Below are 24291 nucleotides of genomic sequence, written 5' to 3'. Positions count from 1 at the left end.
TTTTCAGTCTTTCCCGATGTCTTTTCGCTCTTCCTCTTGGACTTGAACCAAGGACCCTCTGATTAACAGTCAGATGCTCTAACCAACTGAGCTAAGGAAGAATTTTTCGCTCTTTCAAAGGTTATTCCGTAACCCCTTTCTGAAATTGCACTGCAAAAGTACGGGGTATTTTCGAAATATGCAATATCTTTGCGAAAAAAATTACGAAAAAATGAATACAATAGGTTTAGGAAACGCTTTGGTTGACGTTTTATTGAGGCTTGAAAATGATGATATCCTATCGGAAATCGGGATACAGAAAGGAGCTATGGATATGATTAACAGGGAACAAATGATCGCTATCCGTACAACTTTAGCTGGCTTGCCACGTACGCAAACCCCGGGAGGATCTGTCTGCAACACGATGCGTTCGATGTCTTCTTTAGGGGCGAATTCCGGTTTTATCGGTAAGATCGGGGATGATTCGATCGGCGGATTTTATGAGGATGCGTTGGAAAAAGCGGGTGTCACTTCCTATTTTATCAAGACGGATGGACTTACAGGTAGCTGTACGGTGATGATTTCTCCGGATGGGGAACGTACGATGGGGACTTTCCTTGGCCCAGCCCCGACAATAACCCCGGATGAGATCACCGAGGAGATGCTAAGTAAATATCAATGTATTTATATAGAAGGTTACTTGCTCGTAAACGAGCCGTTGGTTCGTTCTACGATGGAGAAGGCTAAAAAGTTGGGCTTGAAAGTAGCGCTGGATTTGTCGAACTTCAATATCGTGAATGCTTTTAAAGGAATGCTGGAGGATATCATTCCTAAATATGTGGATATTTTGTTCTCTAATGAGAGTGAGGCTGAGGCTTTTACCGGGCAAAAGGCTGCTGAGGCCGTACATACCTTGTCTGAATTGGTAGAGGTCTCATTGGTCACTTTGGGAAAGGAAGGTGCCTTGATCGGTAGTCATGGTCAATTTTATTCTGTCCCGGCTGAGGGGGGCAAGCCTGTTGATACGACTGGCGCCGGTGATAACTTCGCCGCCGGATTCTTATACGGTCAATCCATAGGAGCGTCTTTGGTACAATCCGCACGCATCGGATCGATGTTGGCGGGCTATGTGATCGACGTGGTTGGCCCGGAGATTCCGTATGATAAATGGGAACAAATAAAGTTAAAAGTAAAAGGGATATTGGCTTAGGCGGCGTATTATTCCTTACATTTATGCCGTTAATTAACTAAATATTGTATGTGCAGATTGGTTCAACGAAGAGGAATTATAGGTTTATTTTGCTTGCTGTTCGTCGCAAGTAGCGTAGTGCCGGGATGGGCGCAAAAAGATAACCGCTTTGAGGTGAGTAAGAACCTAGACATTTTCAATTCTTTATTGAAAGAAGTAGAGATGTTCTACGTGGATTCAGTGGATGTGGATAAAACCGTTCAGCGGGGAATCGAGGCAATGTTGGCTGGTTTAGATCCTTATACGGAATACTATCCTGAGCAAAAAACGGAGGAATTGAGTCTGATGACGACCGGCGAATACGGAGGTATCGGTTCCTTGATCCGTCAGCGTAACAACGAGGGAGGCGTGATGATTGCCGAGCCTACCGAGGGAATGCCGGCCGATTTAGCGGGTCTGAAGCCGGGCGATCTGATCTTGGCGATCGATACGATCGATGTTTCCAAGGCGACAAACTCCCGGGTCAGCGAGTTATTGAAAGGTGTTCCGAATACGAAGATGGTTTTGACGATCCAACGTCCGGGCGAGAAGAAACCCCGGAAGTTCGAGATTACCCGTAAGCAGATCACGACACCTCAAGTTACTTACTACGGGGTTAAGAATGACAGTATCGGTTATATTTATCTAAAGGCATTTACTATCAAGAGTGCTCAAGAGGTGAAAGAGGCATTCTTGGATTTAAAGAAAAATCATAATATTAAGTCTTTGGTACTGGATTTGCGCGGTAACGGCGGCGGCGTGCTGGAAGGTGCTGTACAAATCGTAGGTATGTTCGTACCGAAAGGCAGCGAGGTGCTTTCAACGAAAGGAAAGATCAAGCAATGGGATCGTACGTACCGAACCTCTACGGAGCCTTTGGATACGGTAATGCCGTTGGCTATATTGATCAATGGAGGTACGGCTTCCGCCGCTGAGATCGTATCGGGATCTTTGCAGGATATGGATCGTGCCGTGTTGGTGGGACAACGTTCGTTTGGTAAGGGGTTGGTGCAAGCTCCTCGTGACCTGCCTTATAATGGGAAAGTGAAAATCACGATGAGTAAATACTATATCCCGAGTGGCCGTTGCATCCAGCAAATCGATTATTCGCACCGGAAAGAGGATGGTAGCGTGGCTGCTATTCCGGATAGCTTGACTTCCGTATTCTATACGTCCAAGAAGCGTCCGGTTCGTGATGGGGGTGGTGTACGTCCGGAGTTTGAGGTGAAGGAGCCGAAAGTGCCTACCATGATGTATTATTTGGCGGCGGATACGGTCTTGTTCGACTTCGTTACGGATTGGGCACAAAAGCATAAGACGATCGCTCCCATCGAGGAATTTACGGTTTCCGATGAGGATTTCGAAGCTTTGAAGCAATACGCCAAGTCCAAGAATTTCACGTATGACCGCCAAAGCGAGAAAGTATTGAAGAACTTGAAAGAAGTGGCTGAGTTCGAGGGGTATCTGGAGGAGGATTCTACTGCGTTCAAGGAATTAGAGGCTAAGCTGACTCCGAATCTGGAAAAAGATTTCGATCGTTTCAAGGATGAGGTGAAACGAGTAATGGCTGCCGAGATCGTAAAACGTTATTATTACCAACGAGGAGAGTTGCAAGAAAGCTTGAAAGATGATCTTGTATTGGAGAAAGCGTTGGAGGTATTGGGCGATCCGGATTTATACAGGCGTACATTGAGCGTGCCGGTTGAGTTGGAAGCGGCCACTAAGGGTACCGAATAGGCGGGTTTCTGCCGATGCCCATTCAAAGGAGCTTACGATGCCCATTGTCAGCTCCCTTGAATGGGCATCGTGCTTTTCCCTCTTTCGCCAGTCTGTTTGGGGGCTTTGAAGCGGATATGCAATACGACCAATTCCGAGACGGTTCCCACCCGATAAGGAGGTCCTGCTATACCAATGCCGGAAGATACATAGAATTGCGTAGGTCCTTTCTTATAATATCCGTACGGGCATTCATACACAAGTTTCATCAGCAGGGGATAAGGCCATAACTGTCCGTTATGCGTATGTCCGTGCAGTCCCAAATCCACCCCATTCATATTCATCTCGGCGAACGACCAAGGTTGATGATCCAAAACGATAATCGGTTTGCCGGTATCCACCCCTTCCATTAACGAATGAAGCGATTTTCGTTTCTTATGGATGAAATCATCCCTCCCTATCAAATAAAAAGTTGAGTCCGGTTGGACCACCGAGTCTATTAGTAGCGTACCTCCGGTCTTTTGCAGCCAACGATATTTGGCGTTCCGGTTTGCCCGGTATTCATGATTCCCGTAAACGATATATACGCCCAACGGAGCTTTTAATTGTTTTAAATCATCCTCGATGTGGGCGTTTTCCGCGAATCGGGATTCATAATCCATGATATCCCCCGCTAATACCACCATATCCGGATGCTGTGCGTTGCTGAGTGCCACATATTTTTGTACCAAGTCCTTCCCGATAACCTCTCCGATATGTAAGTCGCTCATCATGACAATAGTCAGGCTATCCCGATCCCCTGCGGCTTTGGGCAACGTGATATATACGTTCTTAACAATCGGATTCATTACCGTATGGTATGCGTGAATCATTAAACCGGTAACACCGAATACGATAAGAAAAAACAGGGTTAGCTTGGTTTGTTGCCAATGCCCTTTCATCCATTTGGGGAACCATGGCTTGATACGTTGGGAGAGCCTGATCAACTCAAGTACCAAGAGAGATAAAGTGATATAAATGGACGCTATATACCAAGTGTTACAGATGTATTGGATCGTGATTATCACGTTATCAGGTAGTTCATTCCTGAAAATAAATCCGAAAAAATAAAGCGATAGTTCGAGTACGAAAAACAAGATAAAAGGAATCCGGCAACTTTTCTTAGGAGGAAGCGCTTGATATCCTCTCCAGAAAATATACGGATTTAGTAATAGCTGCGCTACGATCGATTGAATAAATACTTTCATCTTTACTCTTTGAATGTAATATTGAACACCACCATTTCGCTGTCCGTCCCGATACGGAAAGGCGGTCCCCACAAAGATAAGCCGGATGAGACATAAACCGTACTATTTCCGATTTTTTTAATCCCGTAACTTAATTCGAACAGATGATCCACGATCCAGTTCATCGGCCATACTTGTCCTCGATGTGTATGTCCGCTAAATTGTAAGTCTACGCCAGCCTCTTCCGTTTTCTCTAAATCGTAGGGTTGATGGTCTAGTAAGATAACAGGTTTGCTTTTATCAAGGTTCGCGGTAAGCTGACCTAAAGTTTTCCGTCCTTTGTTATGCCGGTCGTCCCGTCCTATGAGTTGGATCTGATTGGGCAAGATAGCCACGGAATCCCTTAAAAGTACGATGGGCGTCTGCGCTATGAATTTCTCGCTCTCCTCTATGCCACTGATATACTCATGGTTACCCGGTACCATATAAACGCCTAATGGAGCGTATATCTTGGACAGTTCCTCTTCCATATGCTCGTATCGCAGAGGTGCGACACTGTTGTCTATCAAGTCTCCACCGATAAGAACGATGTCCGGGCGTTGGGCGTTTATCATATCCACATATCCGGCAAGCATCGTCTTGTTGGTAGCGTATCCTAAGTGTATGTCGCTAATGGCTACGACCTTCAGCGACTGTCCATCGGTATCGGCCGGTTTGTTGATAACCATGTTGATAACTCGTGTATCAGGATGTTGGTAATTATAGTTTCCATATCCTAATAAGCTGAGTGTTAAGAATAAGGATAAATAGAATGAGTATTTGAAACGTAGGTGGAAAAGTCGTAAGATATCAAATACCAACAGAGCTAATACCATGTATAAAGTGAACACGAGCCATCCTGTTCCTACTTGGGAAACTGTTTGAGCGAAAGAAGCCGGCATATCTAGGTTCCTGAATAGAAAACTACTGAAGAATGATAAAGCTCCTCCCCAAAAAACAATGGATAACAATACTTTAACTCCGGTAGACTGGCTTTTCAAAGCCTGTTTTCCCTTTAGATAAATATAAATATTCCCTGCAAGATACAGGATTGGAAGTATGATAAAGAACGTCCACATCTCAATTAATTTTCTGCGAAGATAATGAAAACTCTTTAGGTAGCAAACGCTGCACGCTACGTCCCTATAGGATCGATATAAATTCCAAACAATAAGTTTGGTAATGAAAAGAATTATATAATATACTGATTATTAGTATGTTAAAACAGGATGATCTTTTACTCAAAACATGTACGTGTTTTAGGGAAAAGTCGTAGGTGTTTTTCAAAAAAGTCGTACGTGTTTTTCCCGAATCATGCGATAGGGAACAAGGGCGTATCTAGAAATCTACAATAAGCCCCCCTTAATTACGATGAGGAGAGTTGGTCTTTTTTTGATAATATATATCCAACTCCTTTTACGGCATCTATTGAAAGTGTGGTATCTTTTTCCAATAATTTGCGCAAACGCGAGATGCTGTTGTTTAGGCTATCATGAACTTCTTGCCCATCCCATATTTCATGAAAAAGCTTTTCTCTGCTTACTGGCTGATTTAATTGCTCGGATAACAGATAGAATAACTTGAAATCTTTAGGACTTAATGTTTTTGACTGTTCTTGTTTATAGAATAATTTATGAGTGGAGAGTTCCAGTTGGTAATCTCCAATAGATATACTATTTGATATCGGACTGCCCTTTTTACAAAACCTTTGGATTAGGAAATCTATTTCTTGTATATCATACGGTTTTTTGGTGTAATGATTAGCTCCGGCTTCATAGCAGCGTGTTATTTCCTCCCCTTCGTTGTGGGAAGAGGCTATCAGTACAGGCAATGAAGGATGCTTTGAACGAATAAAAGGCAAATAATCCAATGCGTTTTGATTGCCAACTTCCAGATCGAGAAGCAGGATATTAGGGCAGTCTTTTTCTATCATGTCTTGAATACCGCTTAACGTGTTGGCGTAGCAAACCTCGTATCCTTTACTTTGCAAGGCCAATACGATGATTAATCCAAGGTTTGGGTCATCTTCAATAAAGATCACTTTCTGTTTATCTTCCATATAGTGTTATGAGTTTTCGGCTGGTAAGTTAATGAAAAATGTTGAACCGACACCCTCCTCACTCTGAAAAGTTAGGGAGCCGCCCATTTCTTTAGCCATTAGCATTACGCTACTCAAACCTAATCCATATCCCGGTTGCGCTGGCTTGTCGGCTTGTTTCACCCGGAAGAATTGTTGTCCGAGTTTCTTCTGGGCTTTCTTGGGGATTCCCCAACCGGTGTCTTTTATGGCTATTCGGTAATGGTTGTTTTTCATAGTCAACGTTACGGTGATTCGTACATCGTCATCCGAATATTTCAATGCGTTCTCTAGCAAATTCCGGAGGCAACGTTCCAGACGAACGGTATCAGCTTCGATCATGTCGGGGAAATCCTCGCTTTTCTCAAGCTTGAACAAGGGGATCTTGTTAGGATAGAGCCTTGCTATCGCTTGGTAGGTTTGCTCAATAAATGATTTAATATCTATAGGCGACTTTCGTGCGCTCTCTTTTCCATCCGCTGTTTTCAATAGTGACAGCATGGACTCGATGATCTCTATCAACTGTTTTATCTGAGTTTTTCCGGTATTTAATATATTCACTTTCATCGGTTCATTCTCTAGGCTAGCGATAAGATCCATAGAGGCATACGCCGTGTTCAGCGGGGATTTCAAGTCGTGGATAGCGCTATGTACGGCTATTTCACGGTCTCGGAGTTGGGCGTGGGCTTTACGTATTGTTCTTAATAAATAATATAGGCAACTCGCCGAGGTAAGGATGATTAGACAAGATACGATAAAAGCCAAGAGCTTTCGTTGGACAATGTCAGAAAGAGGTAATTTAACGAAAGCCTGTACATATTGTAATCCCTGCGTTCCTATCGGGAGCTTTTCTGTTTGGAACTTATAAAATGAAAGGTTGAATTTTTTTCCTACCGTATTTACGGTTTGCCGGGTAGAGTCTGATATTTCTATATAAGATATTGCTTGTAAATTGTGATCAGTTAATGTTTTATTGAATAGGCTGTCTAATACATTTGGTTTTAAGGGTCTATTTGCATTACGTAGACCGTCTTGCATACGTTGCGCTAATAGGTCGGCATAGTTATCTTTTAGATTCCGATTTTTTATTTGTGGCCAGATTATGGTATCCCCTTTTAGCTTGGCTCGTTCCTCTGGTGTCATATCACTAGCTCTTCTTATGATTCTTTTGGGGTTGTTGGGGTCTTTCGGTTTGTTGCTAACCATTCGCTTGGACATTTCTTGCTTGATAGCCTCTTCGAATAGCTCTTCAAGGACTTCTTGCGTTTTATATTTTTCAGCGTTATATATATTGTATAGCCAATATCCTTGGGAGAGTATTAAGACTAGCAACATAATGGCCGCAATATATAAGGAGTGTTTCATGATAGATTCGTTATTTTGGATGTGAAGATAGTGAATAATCTTAAAAAAGATGCGTTTTTCTCGTTTTGTTAGCTTTTTGTTAGATGAAAATTAGGTGTTTGTTAGATAGAGTACGAAATTTTACTTATATTTTTGTAACAGACTAAAAAAGCATATAGACATGGAAATTGGTGATTTGTTGTCGAAGGAAGAACTTTCCGCTATAAAAGGTGGTGAATGGCATTATGATGAAGAGACTGACGAATGGTATTGGATTGAGGATGGACGGAAGGTTCTGTGTCCACAAGAAAATCCTAGACAGTCATAAGTAAAATAGTAAATGAAACGGTCATAGATTATGACCTATTATAAACTATAAATTTTAGATATTATGAATGATTTAATGAATTTGCCTAGCCTTATTTTAGAGAGGCTAGAGGAAAATGAACTTATTTTAGTTCGTGGAGGAGAGGATCCAGATGATAAGGCTCCGAATAATGGGGATGGAAGTTGTTCTGGTACTAACAATGGCTCAGGTAAGTGTGGAGGAGTCAATAATTCTTCAGGGAGGTGTGGCTAATTGATAGTTTTTTTAGTTTGATGCTTTCCCTGTAACAGGGAGAAGGCATCAGCTATTTCTATCGAGAAATTAATGAAAAATGAAATGAAGAAGATATATTATCAGGTTGTAGAGAACGTTTTGCCGCAGGTTTATTTACTTTATAATTCATTTAATAATAAATTTATATTATTAAATAATGTGAGATATGAAAAATATAAAAAAGAAAATATTTTAAAATTAGAGCAATCTGATCCTGTATTATATAAATCTTTGGTGGATAATCAATATATTGTTCCTGATGATTTTGATGAAAGAGAGATTGTCTTGTTTCGGAAAAAAAGGATGCAATTTGATGCCTCTATGTATCAAGTCATGGTGAATACAACATTGGATTGCAATTTAAACTGTTGGTACTGTTACGAGAATAGAATAGCGGGAAGTTTCTTGAAGAGTGAAGTAATAGAAGCTATAAAAAAGAATATAGAACAAGAATATATTAAAACATCTTATAGGATATTAAAATTATCATTCTTTGGGGGAGAACCTTTTTTGTATTTCAGAGGGATAAAAGAAATTCTGGATTTTGCGAGAAACTTTTGCCAAGTTAATCAATTGGATCTAATTGCTGAATTTACAACAAATGCGATTTTGATAACAGAATCTATTATAGATTATTTAAAAAACTTTGAATGCCAATTCCAAATTACTTTGGATGGTGATAGAATACATCATAATCAAATAAAGAAAGATAAGGATAACCCGAATCAGGATACTTATGAGAAGACATTGAGAACTATTCGGCTTATTAATGATAAAATTCCCAATAGGTGGCTTGCGGTAAGAATAAACTTTGATAATAAGACATTAGAGAAAATAGATGAAATCATTGGTGATTTGGATTTTCTAGATCGTAAGTATTGTTTTGTCATTTTGAAAAAAGTGTGGCAACTAGAAAAAGATAAAGTTAATGTGCCGTTATTACATGCTTCGGTTCAAAAGTTTTTAGATAAGAAATTTTTATTGGATTATTATATTATGCCAAAAGGAGATGTTTGCTTTGCTGAACGGCATAGAGAAGTTTTGTTTAATTATGATGGTAAAGTTTTTAAGTGTTCTACGATTTCTTCTTTTGATGATCAAAATGCGTTAGGAGAATTTGATTTACAATCAGGACAGGTACATTGGAATGAGACAAAACTTTCTTATTGGTTAAAGGAGATATTGCCTCAAAATTGTATAGATTGTAAATTACTGCCTGCCTGTTTGGGACCATGTAATAAACAAATAATGTTGCATCCGGGGGAAAATATATGTACATTTGACGCAATCAATATGACTTTGAAAGAATATCTGATGTATCTTTTCAAATGTCAATTATTAAAAGAAGAATTATACGCATAATACCATGAGAACTATCGCTTTCTGGCTTCTGTTCATCTCACAAGGCCTCTTCACATTGTCTGCCCAGTCTTACACCTTCTCAGGAATAATTACAAACGAGAAGCGGAAGATGATGGATGGGGTACAGGTGATATTGAGTGTGGAAGACTCGTTATCGGCCATGGCTTTAACTGATGAAAAAGGTCATTTTCGTATAGATGGATTGAAGGAGGGAGCGTATGAGCTACGTTTGTTTTTCTTGGGGTATAATGCGCAGGAGCAAATATTGCGAGTGGAAAACAGGGATGTTAGAAAAGACTTCTTGCTGACACCTGAGAAAACGGTCGTATTGGACGAAGTAATGGTGACGGGTAATCGGAATGATCAAGTGAATCGGACCGCTACGGGAGAGATCTTTTATCTGTCAGAGAAGGCTAAAAATATGAAAGACCCTTTCCGGGCCCTGCAAGAGATCCCACGCTTGTACTCGGATGTGGCTAACCGGAAGGTGCAGTTGGAGGATGGGGCGCAACCCTTGATATTGATAAACGGGAATCGTTATAACTCGGGAATCGCCACTCTTGATCCGAGAGAGATAGAATCCGTGGAGATAATCGATGTGGTGAAAGCCCGTTACTTAAAGGATGGTTACCAAAAGATATTGAATATAAAATTGAAAAAGAAGACACAACCTTTTATCTTCTTGGAAGGAGCCACGCGGCATGATGTCCCTTTCCGTAAGGGGCTTGGGGTAGGGTATTTTGAGGTTGGAAACTCTCGATACGCACTTTATGGAAGAGCTTCAGTGGACTATTTGTATGATGATCGCTCGGAACAGGAGCAACGGCAGCTAAATACGGGGTATAGTAAATGGACGAAGGGAGAGGAACGTTTGGATGGTACTAGCTATTTAGGTGAGTTGCAATTCCGTTGGATGTGTACAGACAAGGATTATATCGTAGCTCATATGTATGGTAATAAAAAAATCAATAAGAAGAAAGGTTGGGGTGATGGACTTTTAACGGATGGAATACCCCAAGAATTCGATTATTCTTCTTTTAATAAGGATCAATCGTATATTTTTACGGCTAGCTTGTTCCATAAGCATACGTTTGCGAAAAACCATATATTGGAAACGACCCTTGCTTTCAATAAGAATCATAACGAGAATGACGGAAATCGCTCGGAGTCATATCTGGATTGGTCTTATCTGAATACATATTTATATAAGAACGACCGGAATTCCGGTCGTTTTGATGTGGATTATAATGTGGATTTTGCAAATGGAGGTAGCTTGAATGTAGGGAATCAGACTCGTTTTACGAGTGATCGTATACGTCAAGTGAGTATAGGAATGCCTACTTTCCGGCACGAGAAATGGGAAGAGTATTTGTATGCGGACTATAGCCAGTCTATAAAGCGTTTTTCTTATATGCTTTCTGCTGGGCTGGAAGGAATTTGGCTGAAAGCGGGTGAGGCCTCTAATCATTACTTCAAGCCTCGCATTTCTTTAAGCGGTAATTATGATTTTAGCGATCATCTATCTACGAGATTGGGATACACGCTTACCAATACGGCTCCTACCGAGAGCGAATTGAATCCTTATAATATGTCTACGGATTCTTTAGTGAAGACACAAGGAAATCCTTATCTGCTTCCGAGCCAAAATCATAAATTGAACCTATCCTTGACATTTAACACGAAAGGATTTTATTTGACACCGAGCGTCTCTTATCGGATCAGTACGGACTTGGTGGAATCGTATGGATTCAGCGAAGAGGATATTTATATCAGTAGCTATAGGAATAGCGGGAAGTATAAGAATTTACGCATAGGGGGAAGTCTGTCTTATCGGATAGGCAATTTAGGGCGTATAGGTGTCAATGCGTATCATGTCGTGGATTATTATGAGAATGAAGATCCAAGGAAAGGGTTTAGTACCTATTTGTATTTCAATGCGAATTATAAGAAGTGGTATTTGGGTGCTGATATATTATATAACAATTATACCTATACGCCAATCTCTCGTGTGAAGTATCATAGCCCTTCTTTTTCGATGGTACAGGTCTCTTATAATTTTACGGACTATTTCTATATTTCCGTGGCGATGGAGAATTGTTTGGTTACTTATCGTACCTCGATGGAATTACGTAGTGGTAGCTATGAGAACTACAGCGATCAACGAAAAATCAGTGCCTCTTTTCGGCCTTGGATCTTGCTTCGTTATACATTCCGTAAAAACAAGTCGAAAGCAATGAAAGAACGGAAAAATGTGTATAGTATAGAGGAAGGTATTAAATTATGAGCTTCCCCCATATCAAGCAACCCGACTCCATGGAATGCGGCGCCACCTGCCTCCGCATGATCGCCAAGTTCCATGGCAAGGAGTATTCCGCCGAGACGATGCAAAACCTTTGCGTCGTAACCCGGGAAGGAGTCTCCATGCTGGGTATCGCTGATGCCGCCGAGTATATAGGATTTCGTACGATATGTGGACGAATGACCTTGGGGAAGATGGTGGAGCAACGCCCCTTCCCTTGTATCCTCCATTGGAACCAAGATCATTTTGTCGTATTATATGACGTTAAAAAGAAACAGGATGGGAAATCTGTTTTTTATATAGCCGATCCCGGTAAGAATTTGTTGCGTATCGATGAGGAAGAGTTTCGTAATGCGTGGATCAGTACCCGTTCGAGAGGGGAGGAGAAAGGCATATTAATGGCCTTGCAGCCGACCCCCGCTTTTTATAAGCGGAAAGATGAACGCCATACGGGAAGAGATCCCTTTCATTTCCTTTGGGGGTATATGAAACCTTATAAACGTTTCTTTATCCAGTTGTTGCTGGGGCTTGCGCTGGGAAGCGTATTGCAATTAATCTTTCCGTTTCTTACCCAAGCGATCGTGGATAAAGGTATCGCTACTAAGAATCTGAATCTGATCTATCTGATCTTGGCGGGACAATTGATGCTGGTCTTGAGCCGTGCCTCGGTGGACTTTATCCGTCGCTGGATATTACTGCATATAAGTGCGAGGGTGAATATATCATTGTTATCCGATTTCTTGATCAAACTGATGCGATTACCCATGTCGTTTTTCGATACGAAGATGACGGGCGATCTCTTGCAACGCATCCATGATCATGAGCGTGTGGAACGTTTCTTGACGGCGCAGACATTGACGGTGCTTTTCTCCGCTTTCAGCTTTGTGGTGTTCGGTGGGGTATTACTTTATTATAATCGATTGATATTCTTTATTTTCGTACTAGGTAGCGCTTTATATGCCGTATGGGTGACATTCTTCCTTAAAAAACGCCGTTTGCTGGACTATACTTATTTTGAGCAACGGGCCCGTAATCAATCGAAAACCATGCAGTTATTGAATGGTATGCAAGAGATCAAGCTCCAGCATTGTGAGCGCCGCCGCCGTTGGGAATGGGAGGATATACAAGCGGACTTGTTCCGGACGAACATCGAATCGATGCGGCTGCAACAGAGTCAGGAGGCCGGCAGTATCTTGATTAATGAGGTAAAGAATATCGTGATTACGGTGATTGCCGCTACGGCTGTGATCGGGGGTAGCCTGTCGTTGGGTATGATGTTGGCTATACAGTATATTATCGGGCAGTTGAACGCTCCGGTGGAACAGTTCGTGCAGTTTCTTTATAGTTGGCAAGACGTGAAGATTAGTCTGGAACGGATGAGCGAGATCCATGATCGGAAAGAAGAGGAGACGCCGGAACGTATGATAACCGGTTTTAACGGAAGCGATAGGGACATTGAGATTCGTAACGTGACGTTTCAATATGAGGGCATCCATTCGCCGAAAGTCTTGGAGCGGATAAACCTTAAAATACCTCGAGGCAAGATTACGGCGATCGTAGGAACGAGTGGTAGCGGGAAAACAACCTTGATCAAGTTATTATTGGGCTACTATAATCCGGTAGAAGGTGATATCCGGGTGGGTGGAAATGATTTGCGATCTTTCAGCCTTTTATGGTGGCGTGACCAATGTGGTGCGGTGATGCAAGACGGTTATCTGTTCTCTGAATCGATCGCACGCAATATTGCCGTGGATGACGGTGAGATTGATAAATCTCGCTTATTATTGGCAGCTCGTATCGCCAATATAGAGGAATTTATCGAGCGCTTACCCTTAAAATATAATACGGTGATAGGTCCGGATGGTCAAGGCGTAAGCCAAGGCCAGCGTCAACGGATCTTGATCGCCCGGGCGGTTTATAAGGACCCTTCTTATCTCTTTTTCGATGAGGCGACGAATTCGTTGGATGCCAACAATGAACGTGCCATAGTGGAGAATCTGACGGACTTTTACCGGGGTAAGACGGTAATAATCGTCGCCCATCGATTAAGTACCGTACGCAATGCCGATCAAATAGTCGTTCTTGATAAAGGCCGTATCGTAGAGGTAGGCACCCACGACGTGCTGATCGATCGCAAAGGCGCTTATTATAATTTAGTGAAGAATCAATTAGAGTTGGGGAATTAAAGATATGTCGACATACAATGAGATGAAGAAAAAAGCAGAATCGGATCAAAACCGTATCGAGTTGCGTAGCGAGAAAGTCCGCAACATGATTGGCGAGATGCCTTCCTTCCTGATTCGTTGGGGGAATACGATCTTGGTGGTTATATTCGTGCTGCTGGCTTTGATTGCTTGGTTTGCATTTTTCAAGAAATGAATGTAGGAATATCTTCTGTTTTTCTTATCTTCGTATTCTAAAGTTTACATATATGGCACAAGATATACGTTGGTTACAGCGATTTTCTAATTATTGTAAGGCTTTGGCTAAATTGGGTCAAGCGGTGGACATTGTATCTTGGCGGTTGGAATTAGCGGACGAGATTGATGAACTTTTGCAAGAAGGATTAATCCAGCGTTTTGAATATACCCGTGAATTAGTCTGGAAGGTGATGAAAGATTATGCGGAATATCAAGGTTATACGGATATTCGAGGTTCACGTGATGCTATACGTAAGGCTTTACAAATAGGGCTTATAGAAGATAAACGATGGATGGAGACAATTGAGGATCGTAATTTGACTTCTCATAATTATGATGACGATGTGGCTTCTGAAATTTATGAGAATATCGTACTGGTTTATTATCCACTATTTTGCCGGTTTGAAGAGAGGATGTTATGTATATCGGAAAATGAGACTAGATGAAGCTGTAAATGAAATATGGATTGAGTGACATAGAATTGAATAAGTTGCGTGAGTTTTACGCTCGATACGAGGATATTGAGGAAGTAATACTTTACGGTTCGCGAGCTAAGGGAAACCATAAACCTTTTTCGGACGTGGATATATCTTTGGTGGGGGCAAACTTGACACGTAGTCGGTTAAATCAGATTGCGTTTGCGATTGATGATTTATTATTACCTTATCAGTTTGATCTCTCTATTTTTCATAAATTGACGAATATGGAATTGGTTGATCATATTCGGAGAGTCGGAATATCTATTTTTTGTAAAGATTGTTCTCAGCCTCCTGCGTGAGCGGTCTTGTAAGCCCACAAGATGATTCTCGGGGGCTTACGTGAGTGCTGACGTTATTTTGCGTATCCTACCGGATGATTGATCATCGGGATTTGGGAGTCGGATAGCTTCAACACTTTTTTCAAAGCATCAGCCTCCATGCTGCCGCGGGGAACCGTTACCAAGCCACATCCGGAGCAGAACAAGGCGATATTCTGAGAGACCAGCCCGGCATCTAAGGCTCCAAAGCGCTCACGTAATTGTGGTGTACCTACATTGCCGAATTTGGAAACATCAGAAACCATCAATAGACAAGCGGGAGCTGAGTTCACGGAGGTTTGCTTTCCTCCAATCAGTGGACGGTGATCGCCTTCCGCTACCGGGTTCAGTTGATGGGCTTTCGGATCATACAGATAAGCGCCCTCTTCCATCAATACGTAGACATCCACATCTTGCTTATTCAAGGCAGAAGCGGCGGTACGTTTCCCATCCTCCCGGTTGATACCGATAGCGGCCCACATCAAATCGGAAAGATCTTGTAGGCTGAGTTTCTTGTTGGCAAACTCGCGCTCGGAGTGACGGTCTGCCAAGGCTTTCATTACCGAAGCGCCCCGGGTCTTGTCGGGAGCATTCAACTTAATGGCTTTTAAACTCTGGGCTTGCAGACTCGTCAAACCCAACATCAAAGTGGCTAATACACAAAAGATAGTTCTCATGACATTGTATTTTAAAGAATTACGAATGCAAAAATAACAATATATTCGTTTTCTCAAAGATTCCTAGGATTATTGTGCAACCTGTTTTACTTGATGTCCGTCTATTATGAAAAAATACTCTTTTTTCAGACTTCTTTAGAAGAAAAAGGAAATATGAACATTATTAATGACTTTATTTGTACGATGAAATCGTAAATAGTGTAATTTGCAGTAAAATGTATTATTTTTATAGTGATAGATGAACGTATGAAAGAGAAATTGTTTGCCTTATTTTGGGTACTGTTCTTTGCGCTTCCTCTGTATGCGCAAGCGGACAAGACAGGTTCCTATTCAATTAAGGGACAGGTGTTAGACTCGCTGAGTAACGAGTCCGTACCCTATGCGACGTTGAGAATTGCTTTAGCGAAGACCCCCGATAAGCCGGTCAAGCTTTTAGCGTGTGATGTGGATGGTAAGTTTCAGGCACCATTGAGTAGCGCCGGTAAATACATCATCTCTATGCAATCGATAGGAAAAGCTCCTGCCGAGAAAACATTTACGATCTCGGATAAACAGAGGAACTTGGATTTGGGTAAGTTGTATATGCAGGAGGATAACCAGCGGCTGGGGGAAGTGACGGTTACGGCACAGAAACCTTTGGTGAAGGCTGAGATCGATAAACTTACCTATAGCTTGGAAGATGATCCGGAGGCACAGACAAACAATACATTGGAAATGCTGCGCAAGGTACCGATGGTAACCGTGGACGGAGATGACCAAATCCAATTGAAAGGCTCCACGAACTTTAAGATCTACATGAATGGCAAGCCTTCTAACCTGTTGAGTAACAATCCAGCTGAGGTATTGAAGAGTATGCCGGCCAATTCCGTGAAAAACATAGAGGTGATCACAGACCCGGGCGCTAAATATGACGCTGAGGGTATCGGTGGTATTATTAATATCATTACGACGAAAAACGCTCTACAAGGATATACTGGTACGGTTCGTGTGAACGGTAGTTCGTTGGGGCGTGTAGGCGGTGGCGGCTATATATCCCTTAAAGCAGGTAAGTTCGGGTTGACAGCGAATTATAATTACAATTATAATAGGGAGCCTTGGAATGAGTCTACCTCGATACGTGAGGATTTGGAAAATGACGAGCAACATTTCTTGACGCAAAATGGACGTAGGAAGAATAACGGACCCTTCCAGTTTGGTTCGCTGGAAGGTAGTTATGAGATCGACTCCTTGAACTTGCTGACCGTAGGGGCGAACTTATTCCATGGTAAGATGACGAACCGTTCGGAATACACGGTGAATATGCAGGATATCAATCGTAATCCGGTATACGATTATAATCGTAATTCGGACGCTACGGAAACGTTTGGTTCTACGGACGTGAGCGTGGATTACCAACACTCTACCCATAAAAAAGATGAGTTGCTGACGATCTCCTACCGTTTCAGCCATTCTCCCAATGATAACAAGGATTATACGGAATTAAAGAATGTCGTGAATTACAATCCTTGGCTCGGCTATCCGCAAAATAATATCAACAAGGCTTCTACGAACGAGCACACCGGGCAGGTGGATTATACGACCCCTACGTGGAAGGATCAGACCTTGGAGGTTGGCGCAAAATATATATTCCGCCAGAGCCGGAGTAATACGGATCGTACCGCTTTCAACGATTCGTTGAATATATGGGAGGACATAACTTCTAAAGATAGCCATTTCCGTCATACCCAACATATCTATTCCGCTTATCTGGGCTATTCGATGAAGTTTGATAAGTTTGGCGTGAAGGCGGGGGTACGTGCGGAAGGAACCGCTTTGGACGTGAAATATGAGATGGCTCCCGATATGAACTTTGATACCCATTATTTCGACGTGGTGCCAAACGCTACGGTCTCTTATCAATTGAGTATGGCGCAACAGCTTCGCTTGGGATATAATATGCGTATCCAGCGTCCGGGTATCTGGTATTTGAATCCTTATGTAAACAATGCGGACCCACAGAACATATCCTTCGGTAACCCGAATCTGGACTCGGAGAAAAGTAATAATATAAACTTGAACTATAGTATGTTCGCCCAGAAATTCAGCATTAACGCGAGCGCTACTTATACGTTCGTCAATAATTCGATCGAGCAATATACCTTTATCGATCCGGAGAATCCGGGTGTTTTCCAAACCACCTACGGTAATATCGGAAAGAAACAATCTACCGGCTTATTCGTATACGCAAATTGGAATCCGGTTCCTTTGTTCCGTATCTATATGAATGGTGGAATGGATTATACGGATTTGAAGAGCGAAAAGAATGATATGGCGAATAGTGGATTCAGCGGTCGTATATTCGCCGGTACGCAGTTTAATTTCCCGTTGGATTTCCGTGTGAACATACAGGGAGGATATTTCTCTCCTTGGATCCAGTTACAGGGGAAAGGCTCTCCATTCTATTTCACGGGAATCTCCGTGAACAAGGATTTCTTGAAGAAAAAGCTATCTGTCCAGTTGTCTTTCCAAAACCCCTTCTGGAAGCGAATGAAGATGGAAAATACTACTTCCGATGATACCTTCTTCCGTCGTGAGATCAATTACCGTACGATGAGAATGTTAATGGTTAGTGTATCTTATCGTTTTGGCACCTTGAAAGATGCCATCAAGAAAGTAAAAAGAGGTATCAGCAACGATGATATGAAGAGCGGCGGTTCCGGCGGCGGCGAGCAACAGATGTAAGAAATATAGCTTTGAACATGGAGCACACGCTCCGTGTGTTCCGTGTTCAATATAATAATTAAACCTTTTCTTTTGCCATCTTCTATATACTTTCTATCTTTACGATCCGAAAAACAGTTGGAGAATGAAGAATAGACTATTTGTTAACAATAATACTATTATACTATTCCTTTTTATTATAGGAAGTATCCTATTCATAGAGTTGAATTTTCGGTATTGGTATCGTTTTCTGGAGCAGTATATGATGTTTCAGACTACCGGTAGTTATTTCCAAGACCGATTGGCCGAACCGGGTGGATTGAATGAATATGTGACTGAGTTCTTATCGCTCGCGTTTATCCATCCTTATGGAGCTTCGGTAGTGATCGCTTTATTATTAGGACTGATCTCCGGCTGTTTTTTCCTTTACTTAAAAGCTTGTGGGGTGCGTGCCTCTATGTTGGCGGCTATTCTTCCCTCTTTTTTAATTTGGATCTATCCGCTGGAGTCAATCGCCTTGTTGACGATGCTCGCTTTCGTGCAGGTTCTTGCGTATTTGTATACTTCAATCAAGATTGATTGGCTTCGTTATCTCTTTGGCTTCTTGTTTTTGGGGGGCTCTTATTTTTTTGCGGCACCCGCTAATTTATTATTGGCCTTATTGATCGCGGTTTATGAGTGTTGTGCTAAAGAGGATAAGGCTCGTTTTGGAGTAGCCATTATCGCTATCGCTTGGGGAGGTTTGCTACCGTTGATCGCCATGCGTACGGCTTATATTCTTCCGATGCGGGAAGCGTTCTTCAGCAAACATCTATGCCATCCCGAATATCCGATACCTAATTCTTTAGGATATATCGGGCTTTCATATCCTTTGATCGTTTTAATTCTTTATTATGTAAGGAACCGGGTTTTTATCCGTAAGGAATCTTGGAAGCGAATCGTTTCTTACGCTTTCCTTCTGATAGCGATGACTTATGGGATTCTCTATAAGAAAGACCCGATGGAGCAGGCCTATCGGTACGATTACTATGCACGGCAGGGAGAATGGCAAGAGATAGTCTCACATGCTCGTGCGCATTCGGTCCGGGATATGGATGCCCTGATTTATTTGAATCTGGCTTTATCACATACGGGACGATTTTCTGGCGATTTGATGCGTTTCCCTCAGATCGGGGTGGAGGGCTTTATCCCGCACGATCCGAAAAGCCGGATGGGATTGATCGAGGCGAGCGAGGTTGCTTGGCAAGTAGGGCAGGTAAACGCAGCGCAACGTTTCGCCTTTGTGGGTGTATTAAGCTCGCAACGTTGCATGCAGCCTCGTTTGATGAAGCGTTTGGTGGAGACTTATCTGGTAACCGGCGAATACCGTGCCGCCGAGAAATATATTAAGATTCTTGAATCGACTCCCCACTACAGGGATTGGGCAAAAGCGCAGCGCCCGTTGCTCGACTCCGTGGTTTGTGCCTCTACCGATTGGATAAAGGCGAAGCGGGCGGTACTTCCGGTAACGGATAATCCCTTAGACTTGACCTTGACATTTCCCAATGCGCTGGCTTTCTTGATCGACGATCATGCCGATAATCGTCCGGCTTTTGAGTATGGAATGGGATACTTGTTGGTTTATAAAGACTTGATGACATTTATGCATTATATGGAATTGATGAAAGAGCGAGGCGAGTCATTTCCCGTTCTCTATCAGGAGGCTATATGCCTGTTTTTCGCTGCCGTGCAGAAAGACCCGGAGGCGTTCAAAAGCTATCCGATCAGTTCGGAGGTACAAAACCGCTTTCTGCAATTTATGAAAGTGGCTCGAGGCATGCCTCCTGCCGCCTTGAAAGCGCAGTTTGGCGATACCTATTATTATTACGCTCAATTTACCCCGACTCCTAAACGACAATAATTATGATGGATAATACGAGGAAACGAAAGATCGTCCGAAACTTTGTGATCGGATATTTACTATTGCAAGTTCTGGTTATTGTACTATACTTGGGTTTTTGGGCGGTACATCCGGGTGGCTTTGTTGTTGCCGAGAACGAACGCATGTCTCCCCCGCCGATGTTCCCGGATTACCAAGGGGTTACTATACCTTATAATATAGCCCCATTGAATTTCCGTATTGACGTGCCCGCTGAAAAATGCTATGCGAAGATCGAGGGTAGCGAGCAGGGGGTGTTTGAGTATTACGGAACGAATACGATCTGTTTTAAGTCCAAGGATTGGGAACGGCTTACCCGTGCGAATAAAGGTAAAGCCTTTTTTGTAACGATCACGACGAAAGAGGGAGACGAATGGACTAAATGGGCACCATTCTCTGTCTATATCAGTGATCAAGCGATCGACTCTCATTTAGTATACCGTTTGATAGAGCCGGGATACGAGAAATGGCATATTGTGGGTATTTATCAGCGGAATTTGGAGTCGTTTGACGAACAGCCGATTATCCGTAACGATATGACTGGCTATAATTGTATGAACTGCCATTCTTTTTGTATGGGAGACCCGGGGCAGATGATGTTCCATATGCGTGCGGCGAATGGGGGAACTTATATTGTCCAAGACAAGAAAATCAGTAAATTGAATACGAAAACGAATGGGACGATCAGTAATATGACGTATCCTTTCTGGCATCCTTCCGGGCGCTATATCACCACATCGGTAAATGATATCAAACAGTTTTTCCATTCCGTGAAAGAGAAAAAGATGGAAGTGTTCGACTTGGAGTCCGATGTGGTGGTGTATGACGTGAAAAACAAAGAAATCCTTTCGAAAGCCTCATTGATCACAAAAGATGCATTCGAGACTTTCCCTGCGTTCTCTCCGGATGGTAAATGGCTTTATTTCTGTACGGCCCCGGCCCAGAAGATGCCGGAGAATTATGATAAGGTACGTTATAATCTCTGTCGTGTTGCGTTTGATCCGGATCGTGGCGAGATCAGCTTCCCGATCGATACGTTGGTACATGCGGATAGCTTGAGCTATACATTTCCCCGTATCTCTCCCGATGGACGTTTCCTGATGTACACGGAAACCGCTTATGGGCAGTTCCCTATTTGGCACCCGGATGCGGAGATCCGGATGATGGATTTGGAGAATCGGACAGCGATGGATATGTCTGCGTTGAATAGCCCGGATACAGATAGCTATCATTCTTGGAGTAGTAATAGTGATTGGGTCGTATTTAGTAGCCGCCGGGATAACGGTTTATATACTTTACCTTATATTTGTCATATAGGGAAAGACGGTAAGCCTTCGAAACCGTTCTTATTGCCTCAAGAAGATCCGGATAAGTATGACTATCAGTTGTATTCCTACAATATTCCGGAATTGACGAAAGGTGCCGTAGAGGTCTGCCCCTATGAGATCCAGCAAGTAGCCGAGAAAAATAAACCGGAGCAGGTTCGGTTTAAATGACCGGATCTATTTATATTCGCGTATAAATAAGAGATAAGATGACAAAAGATATTATAGCCGAATCTGTACAAAACGATTTACGGTATTTGCAATTGTTGGCACGGAGTTTCCCGACGATCGCGGATGCCAGCACGGAGATCATTAATCTGGAGGCGATCTTGAACCTACCGAAGGGTACGGAGCACTTCTTGAGTGATTTGCATGGCGAGGATCAAGCCTTTAGCCATGTGCTGAGAAACGCTTCCGGTGCCGTAAAGCGCAAGGTGAACGAGATTTTCAGTAATACGCTCCGGGAATCCGAGAAGAAGGAGCTTTGTTCCTTGATTTATTATCCGGAGGATAAGCTGGAACTGATCAAGAGCCAAGAGCAAGATCTGGAAGATTGGTATCAAGTTACCTTGAATCAATTGGTACGTGTTTGCCGGAACGTGTCATCCAAATACACCCGTTCGAAAGTACGTAAGGCTTTACCCAAGGAGTTCTCCTATATTATTCAGGAGTTATTGCACGAGTCTTCCGTAGAGCCGAATAAATCCGCTTATGTGGATCAGATTATTTGTACGATCATCTCCACGGGACGTGCGGACGATTTCATTATCGCTATGTGTAACTTGATCCAACGGTTGACAATCGACCTGTTACATATCATCGGCGATATTTACGATCGGGGTCCGGGCGCTCATCTGATCATGGATATCCTTTGCGATTACCATAATTTCGATGTTCAATGGGGTAATCATGATATCTTGTGGATGGGAGCCGCTTCCGGTAATTTGGTAAGTATCGCCAACGTGATTCGTATGTGTTTACGCTTTGGTAATATGGCTACCTTAGAAGATGGATATGGTATCAATCTTTTGCCGTTGGCCACTTTCGCGATGGAGGCGTATGGGGATGATCCTTGCGCGTTATTCATGCCGAAAACAAAGTTCGCCGATAATGCAATGGATGAGAAGACCACCCGTTTGATCGCCCAGATGCACAAGGCGATCACCATCATCCAGTTCAAGCTGGAGGGTGAGATCATCCGCCGTCGTCCGGAGTTTGAGATGGATGACCGGATGTTGTTGCACCATATCGATCTGAAGCGGGGAGTGGTTCATATCGATGGAAAGGATTATACGCTTAAAGATACTAACTGGCCTACTTTAGACCCGAAAGATCCGTATCGTCTTTCTATTGAGGAAGAGGATTTGATCCGAAAGATATTGCATTCTTTTGAGAGCAGCGAGAAGATGAAAAAGCATATGCGTTGTTTCTTCCGGCATGGGGGAATGTATCAGGTTTGTAATTCCAATTTACTGTTTCATGCCTCTATCCCGATGAATCCGGATGGTACATTTAAGTCAGTACGTATCTTGGGGCAGGATTATAAGGGCCGTGCTTTGTTGGACCGTGTAGACCAACTGATCCGTACGGCTTATTTCAAGACCGGGGAACAGGAAGAAGTGGAATATGCGCATGATTATATCTGGTATCTTTGGGGCGGCAAGGACTCCCCGTTATTCGATAAAAGCAAGATGGCTACTTTCGAGCGTGCCTTTATCGAAGAGGCCGAGACTCATAAGGAGGAAAAAGGCGCTTATTATACGTTACGAGAGCAAGAGGAAATTTGTGATAAGATATTGGATGAGTTTGGGGTGACCGGTATGCATCGGCATATCATCAACGGACATGTCCCTGTCCGTTCCAATCAAGGTGAGAATCCCATTAAGGCGAATGGCAAGATGTTGGTAATCGATGGCGGTTTCTCCCGTCCGTATCATTTGGAAACCGGTATCGCGGGCTATACATTAGTATATCACTCCCGTGGTTTCCAGCTTGTGCAACACGAACCCTTCGAATCCCGGGCGAAAGCGATCGAGGAAGGCTTGGATATCAAATCCACCACGATCGTGGTAGAATTAAGCTCCCATCGCCAGATGGTGAAAGATACGGATAAGGGTGCGGATCTTCAAAGCCAGATCAAGGACTTGGAGAAACTTCTTTACGCCTATCGGAATGGGTTGATAAAGGAGAAGGAGAGGATGGAGAGATAGATTTTAGCGTAGTCCGTCCAGAACTATAGACAAGGATAAAGGGAGATTGACAAATTGACATTTTGTATTTTAAAGTCCCGAAGAATCGATTTTTCCGGGCTTATGGGCGTAAGGCTTCCGAAATTGAATGAAAATAATGGCAACACCTTGTCTTGTAGATGTATATCGTTTCCCTCCCTTTTCTTCCAGCGAAAAAGAGAGCCTCTATTTCTTGCTTAACAAGTAAAAGGAGGCTTTTTTATTCGGAAGTGATTGGTTTTTCATTCGGAAGTGATGCGAATCACAGTCGGAAGTATGCTACAACACTACCGTAAGTACCTTATAATACTACTGTAAGTATCTTACAACAGGGTTGTAATCGAGGGAAAAGTACT

General features: G+C 42.7%; 19 protein-coding genes and 1 tRNA gene. 14 read left to right on the top strand and 6 right to left on the bottom strand.

Annotation, left to right across the window (positions count from 1 at the left end):
* Positions 1-27: 27 nt before the first annotated feature.
* Positions 28-101: transfer RNA gene (locus tag HMPREF0999_RS13935), tRNA-Asn, on the bottom strand.
* A 110-nt stretch (positions 102-211) separates the two neighbouring features.
* Between HMPREF0999_RS13935 and HMPREF0999_RS13930 the strand changes: the two genes are divergently transcribed.
* Positions 212-1189 carry an adenosine kinase gene (locus HMPREF0999_RS13930; protein WP_009276184.1) on the top strand — a complete coding sequence of 326 codons (978 nt, stop codon included), beginning with the start codon at positions 212-214 and terminating at the stop codon, positions 1187-1189.
* Between the two features lie 48 nt (positions 1190-1237).
* Positions 1238-2944, top strand: coding sequence for a S41 family peptidase (locus HMPREF0999_RS13925; protein ID WP_009276183.1), 1707 nt, complete (start codon positions 1238-1240; stop codon positions 2942-2944).
* 47 nt (positions 2945-2991) lie between these two features.
* On the opposite strand, the gene HMPREF0999_RS13920 is transcribed toward HMPREF0999_RS13925, so the two are convergent.
* From HMPREF0999_RS13920 to HMPREF0999_RS13905, 4 genes are all read right to left on the bottom strand, one after another.
* Entirely contained in the window at positions 2992-4170 is a 1179-nt protein-coding gene (locus HMPREF0999_RS13920; RefSeq protein WP_009016954.1) for a metallophosphoesterase, read from the bottom strand.
* 2 nt (positions 4171-4172) lie between these two features.
* The gene (locus HMPREF0999_RS13915) at positions 4173-5267 is read right to left on the bottom strand and encodes a metallophosphoesterase (RefSeq protein WP_009276182.1); all 1095 of its coding nucleotides are present in this window, start codon (positions 5265-5267) and stop codon (positions 4173-4175) included.
* 287 nt (positions 5268-5554) lie between these two features.
* A complete protein-coding gene (locus HMPREF0999_RS13910) occupies positions 5555-6247 on the bottom strand; it encodes a response regulator transcription factor (protein ID WP_005859127.1) in 693 nt (230 codons plus the stop codon).
* Positions 6248-6253: 6 nt separating this feature from the next.
* Complete coding sequence (locus HMPREF0999_RS13905) at positions 6254-7630, bottom strand: sensor histidine kinase (RefSeq protein WP_009276181.1); 1377 nt, start codon at positions 7628-7630, stop codon at positions 6254-6256.
* A gap of 160 nt (positions 7631-7790) precedes the next feature.
* Here HMPREF0999_RS13905 and HMPREF0999_RS22745 point away from each other — a divergent pair, with 160 nt between their 5' ends.
* From HMPREF0999_RS22745 to HMPREF0999_RS13875, 8 genes are all read left to right on the top strand, one after another.
* Entirely contained in the window at positions 7791-7937 is a 147-nt protein-coding gene (locus tag HMPREF0999_RS22745; RefSeq protein WP_005859123.1) for a hypothetical protein, read from the top strand.
* Positions 7938-8000: 63 nt separating this feature from the next.
* Positions 8001-8189, top strand: coding sequence for a hypothetical protein (locus HMPREF0999_RS22020; protein WP_005859121.1), 189 nt, complete (start codon positions 8001-8003; stop codon positions 8187-8189).
* An 84-nt stretch (positions 8190-8273) separates the two neighbouring features.
* On the top strand, positions 8274-9572 hold the full coding sequence (locus HMPREF0999_RS13900) for a radical SAM/SPASM domain-containing protein (protein ID WP_009276180.1): 1299 nt from the start codon (positions 8274-8276) through the stop codon (positions 9570-9572).
* A 4-nt stretch (positions 9573-9576) separates the two neighbouring features.
* Positions 9577-11856 carry an outer membrane beta-barrel protein gene (locus HMPREF0999_RS13895; protein ID WP_009016959.1) on the top strand — a complete coding sequence of 760 codons (2280 nt, stop codon included), beginning with the start codon at positions 9577-9579 and terminating at the stop codon, positions 11854-11856.
* Complete coding sequence (locus tag HMPREF0999_RS13890) at positions 11853-14057, top strand: peptidase domain-containing ABC transporter (protein WP_009276179.1); 2205 nt, start codon at positions 11853-11855, stop codon at positions 14055-14057. Before HMPREF0999_RS13895 ends, HMPREF0999_RS13890 begins: the two co-directional genes overlap by 4 nt.
* 4 nt (positions 14058-14061) lie before the next feature.
* The gene (locus HMPREF0999_RS13885) at positions 14062-14250 is read left to right on the top strand and encodes a hypothetical protein (RefSeq protein WP_005859114.1); all 189 of its coding nucleotides are present in this window, start codon (positions 14062-14064) and stop codon (positions 14248-14250) included.
* Between the two features lie 52 nt (positions 14251-14302).
* The gene (locus HMPREF0999_RS13880) at positions 14303-14737 is read left to right on the top strand and encodes a nucleotidyltransferase substrate binding protein (protein WP_008779305.1); all 435 of its coding nucleotides are present in this window, start codon (positions 14303-14305) and stop codon (positions 14735-14737) included.
* Positions 14738-14745: 8 nt separating this feature from the next.
* Positions 14746-15069: a nucleotidyltransferase domain-containing protein gene (locus HMPREF0999_RS13875; RefSeq protein ID WP_005859109.1), complete on the top strand. Its 324-nt coding sequence runs from the start codon at positions 14746-14748 to the stop codon at positions 15067-15069.
* A gap of 53 nt (positions 15070-15122) precedes the next feature.
* On the opposite strand, the gene HMPREF0999_RS13870 is transcribed toward HMPREF0999_RS13875, so the two are convergent.
* Entirely contained in the window at positions 15123-15764 is a 642-nt protein-coding gene (locus HMPREF0999_RS13870) for a SagB/ThcOx family dehydrogenase (protein ID WP_005859107.1), read from the bottom strand.
* Positions 15765-16010: 246 nt separating this feature from the next.
* Between HMPREF0999_RS13870 and HMPREF0999_RS13865 the strand changes: the two genes are divergently transcribed.
* From HMPREF0999_RS13865 to HMPREF0999_RS13850, 4 genes are all read left to right on the top strand, one after another.
* Positions 16011-18485 carry an outer membrane beta-barrel family protein gene (locus HMPREF0999_RS13865; RefSeq protein ID WP_008779306.1) on the top strand — a complete coding sequence of 825 codons (2475 nt, stop codon included), beginning with the start codon at positions 16011-16013 and terminating at the stop codon, positions 18483-18485.
* A gap of 124 nt (positions 18486-18609) precedes the next feature.
* Positions 18610-20364 (top strand): DUF6057 family protein, encoded by a 1755-nt coding sequence (locus HMPREF0999_RS13860; protein WP_009276178.1) that lies wholly within the window; start codon positions 18610-18612, stop codon positions 20362-20364.
* Positions 20365-20366: 2 nt separating this feature from the next.
* Positions 20367-21878 (top strand): TolB family protein, encoded by a 1512-nt coding sequence (locus tag HMPREF0999_RS13855; protein WP_009276177.1) that lies wholly within the window; start codon positions 20367-20369, stop codon positions 21876-21878.
* Between the two features lie 38 nt (positions 21879-21916).
* The gene (locus tag HMPREF0999_RS13850; protein ID WP_005859099.1) at positions 21917-23917 is read left to right on the top strand and encodes a fructose-1,6-bisphosphatase; all 2001 of its coding nucleotides are present in this window, start codon (positions 21917-21919) and stop codon (positions 23915-23917) included.
* Positions 23918-24291 lie beyond the last annotated feature (374 nt).

Origin of the sequence: Parabacteroides sp. D25, from assembly GCF_000307475.1 — a bacterium.
GTDB classification, from domain to species: domain Bacteria; phylum Bacteroidota; class Bacteroidia; order Bacteroidales; family Tannerellaceae; genus Parabacteroides; species Parabacteroides distasonis.
The sequence above is the reverse complement of the archived record's forward strand: the minus strand, read 5'-3'. Positions and strand labels throughout refer to the sequence as shown.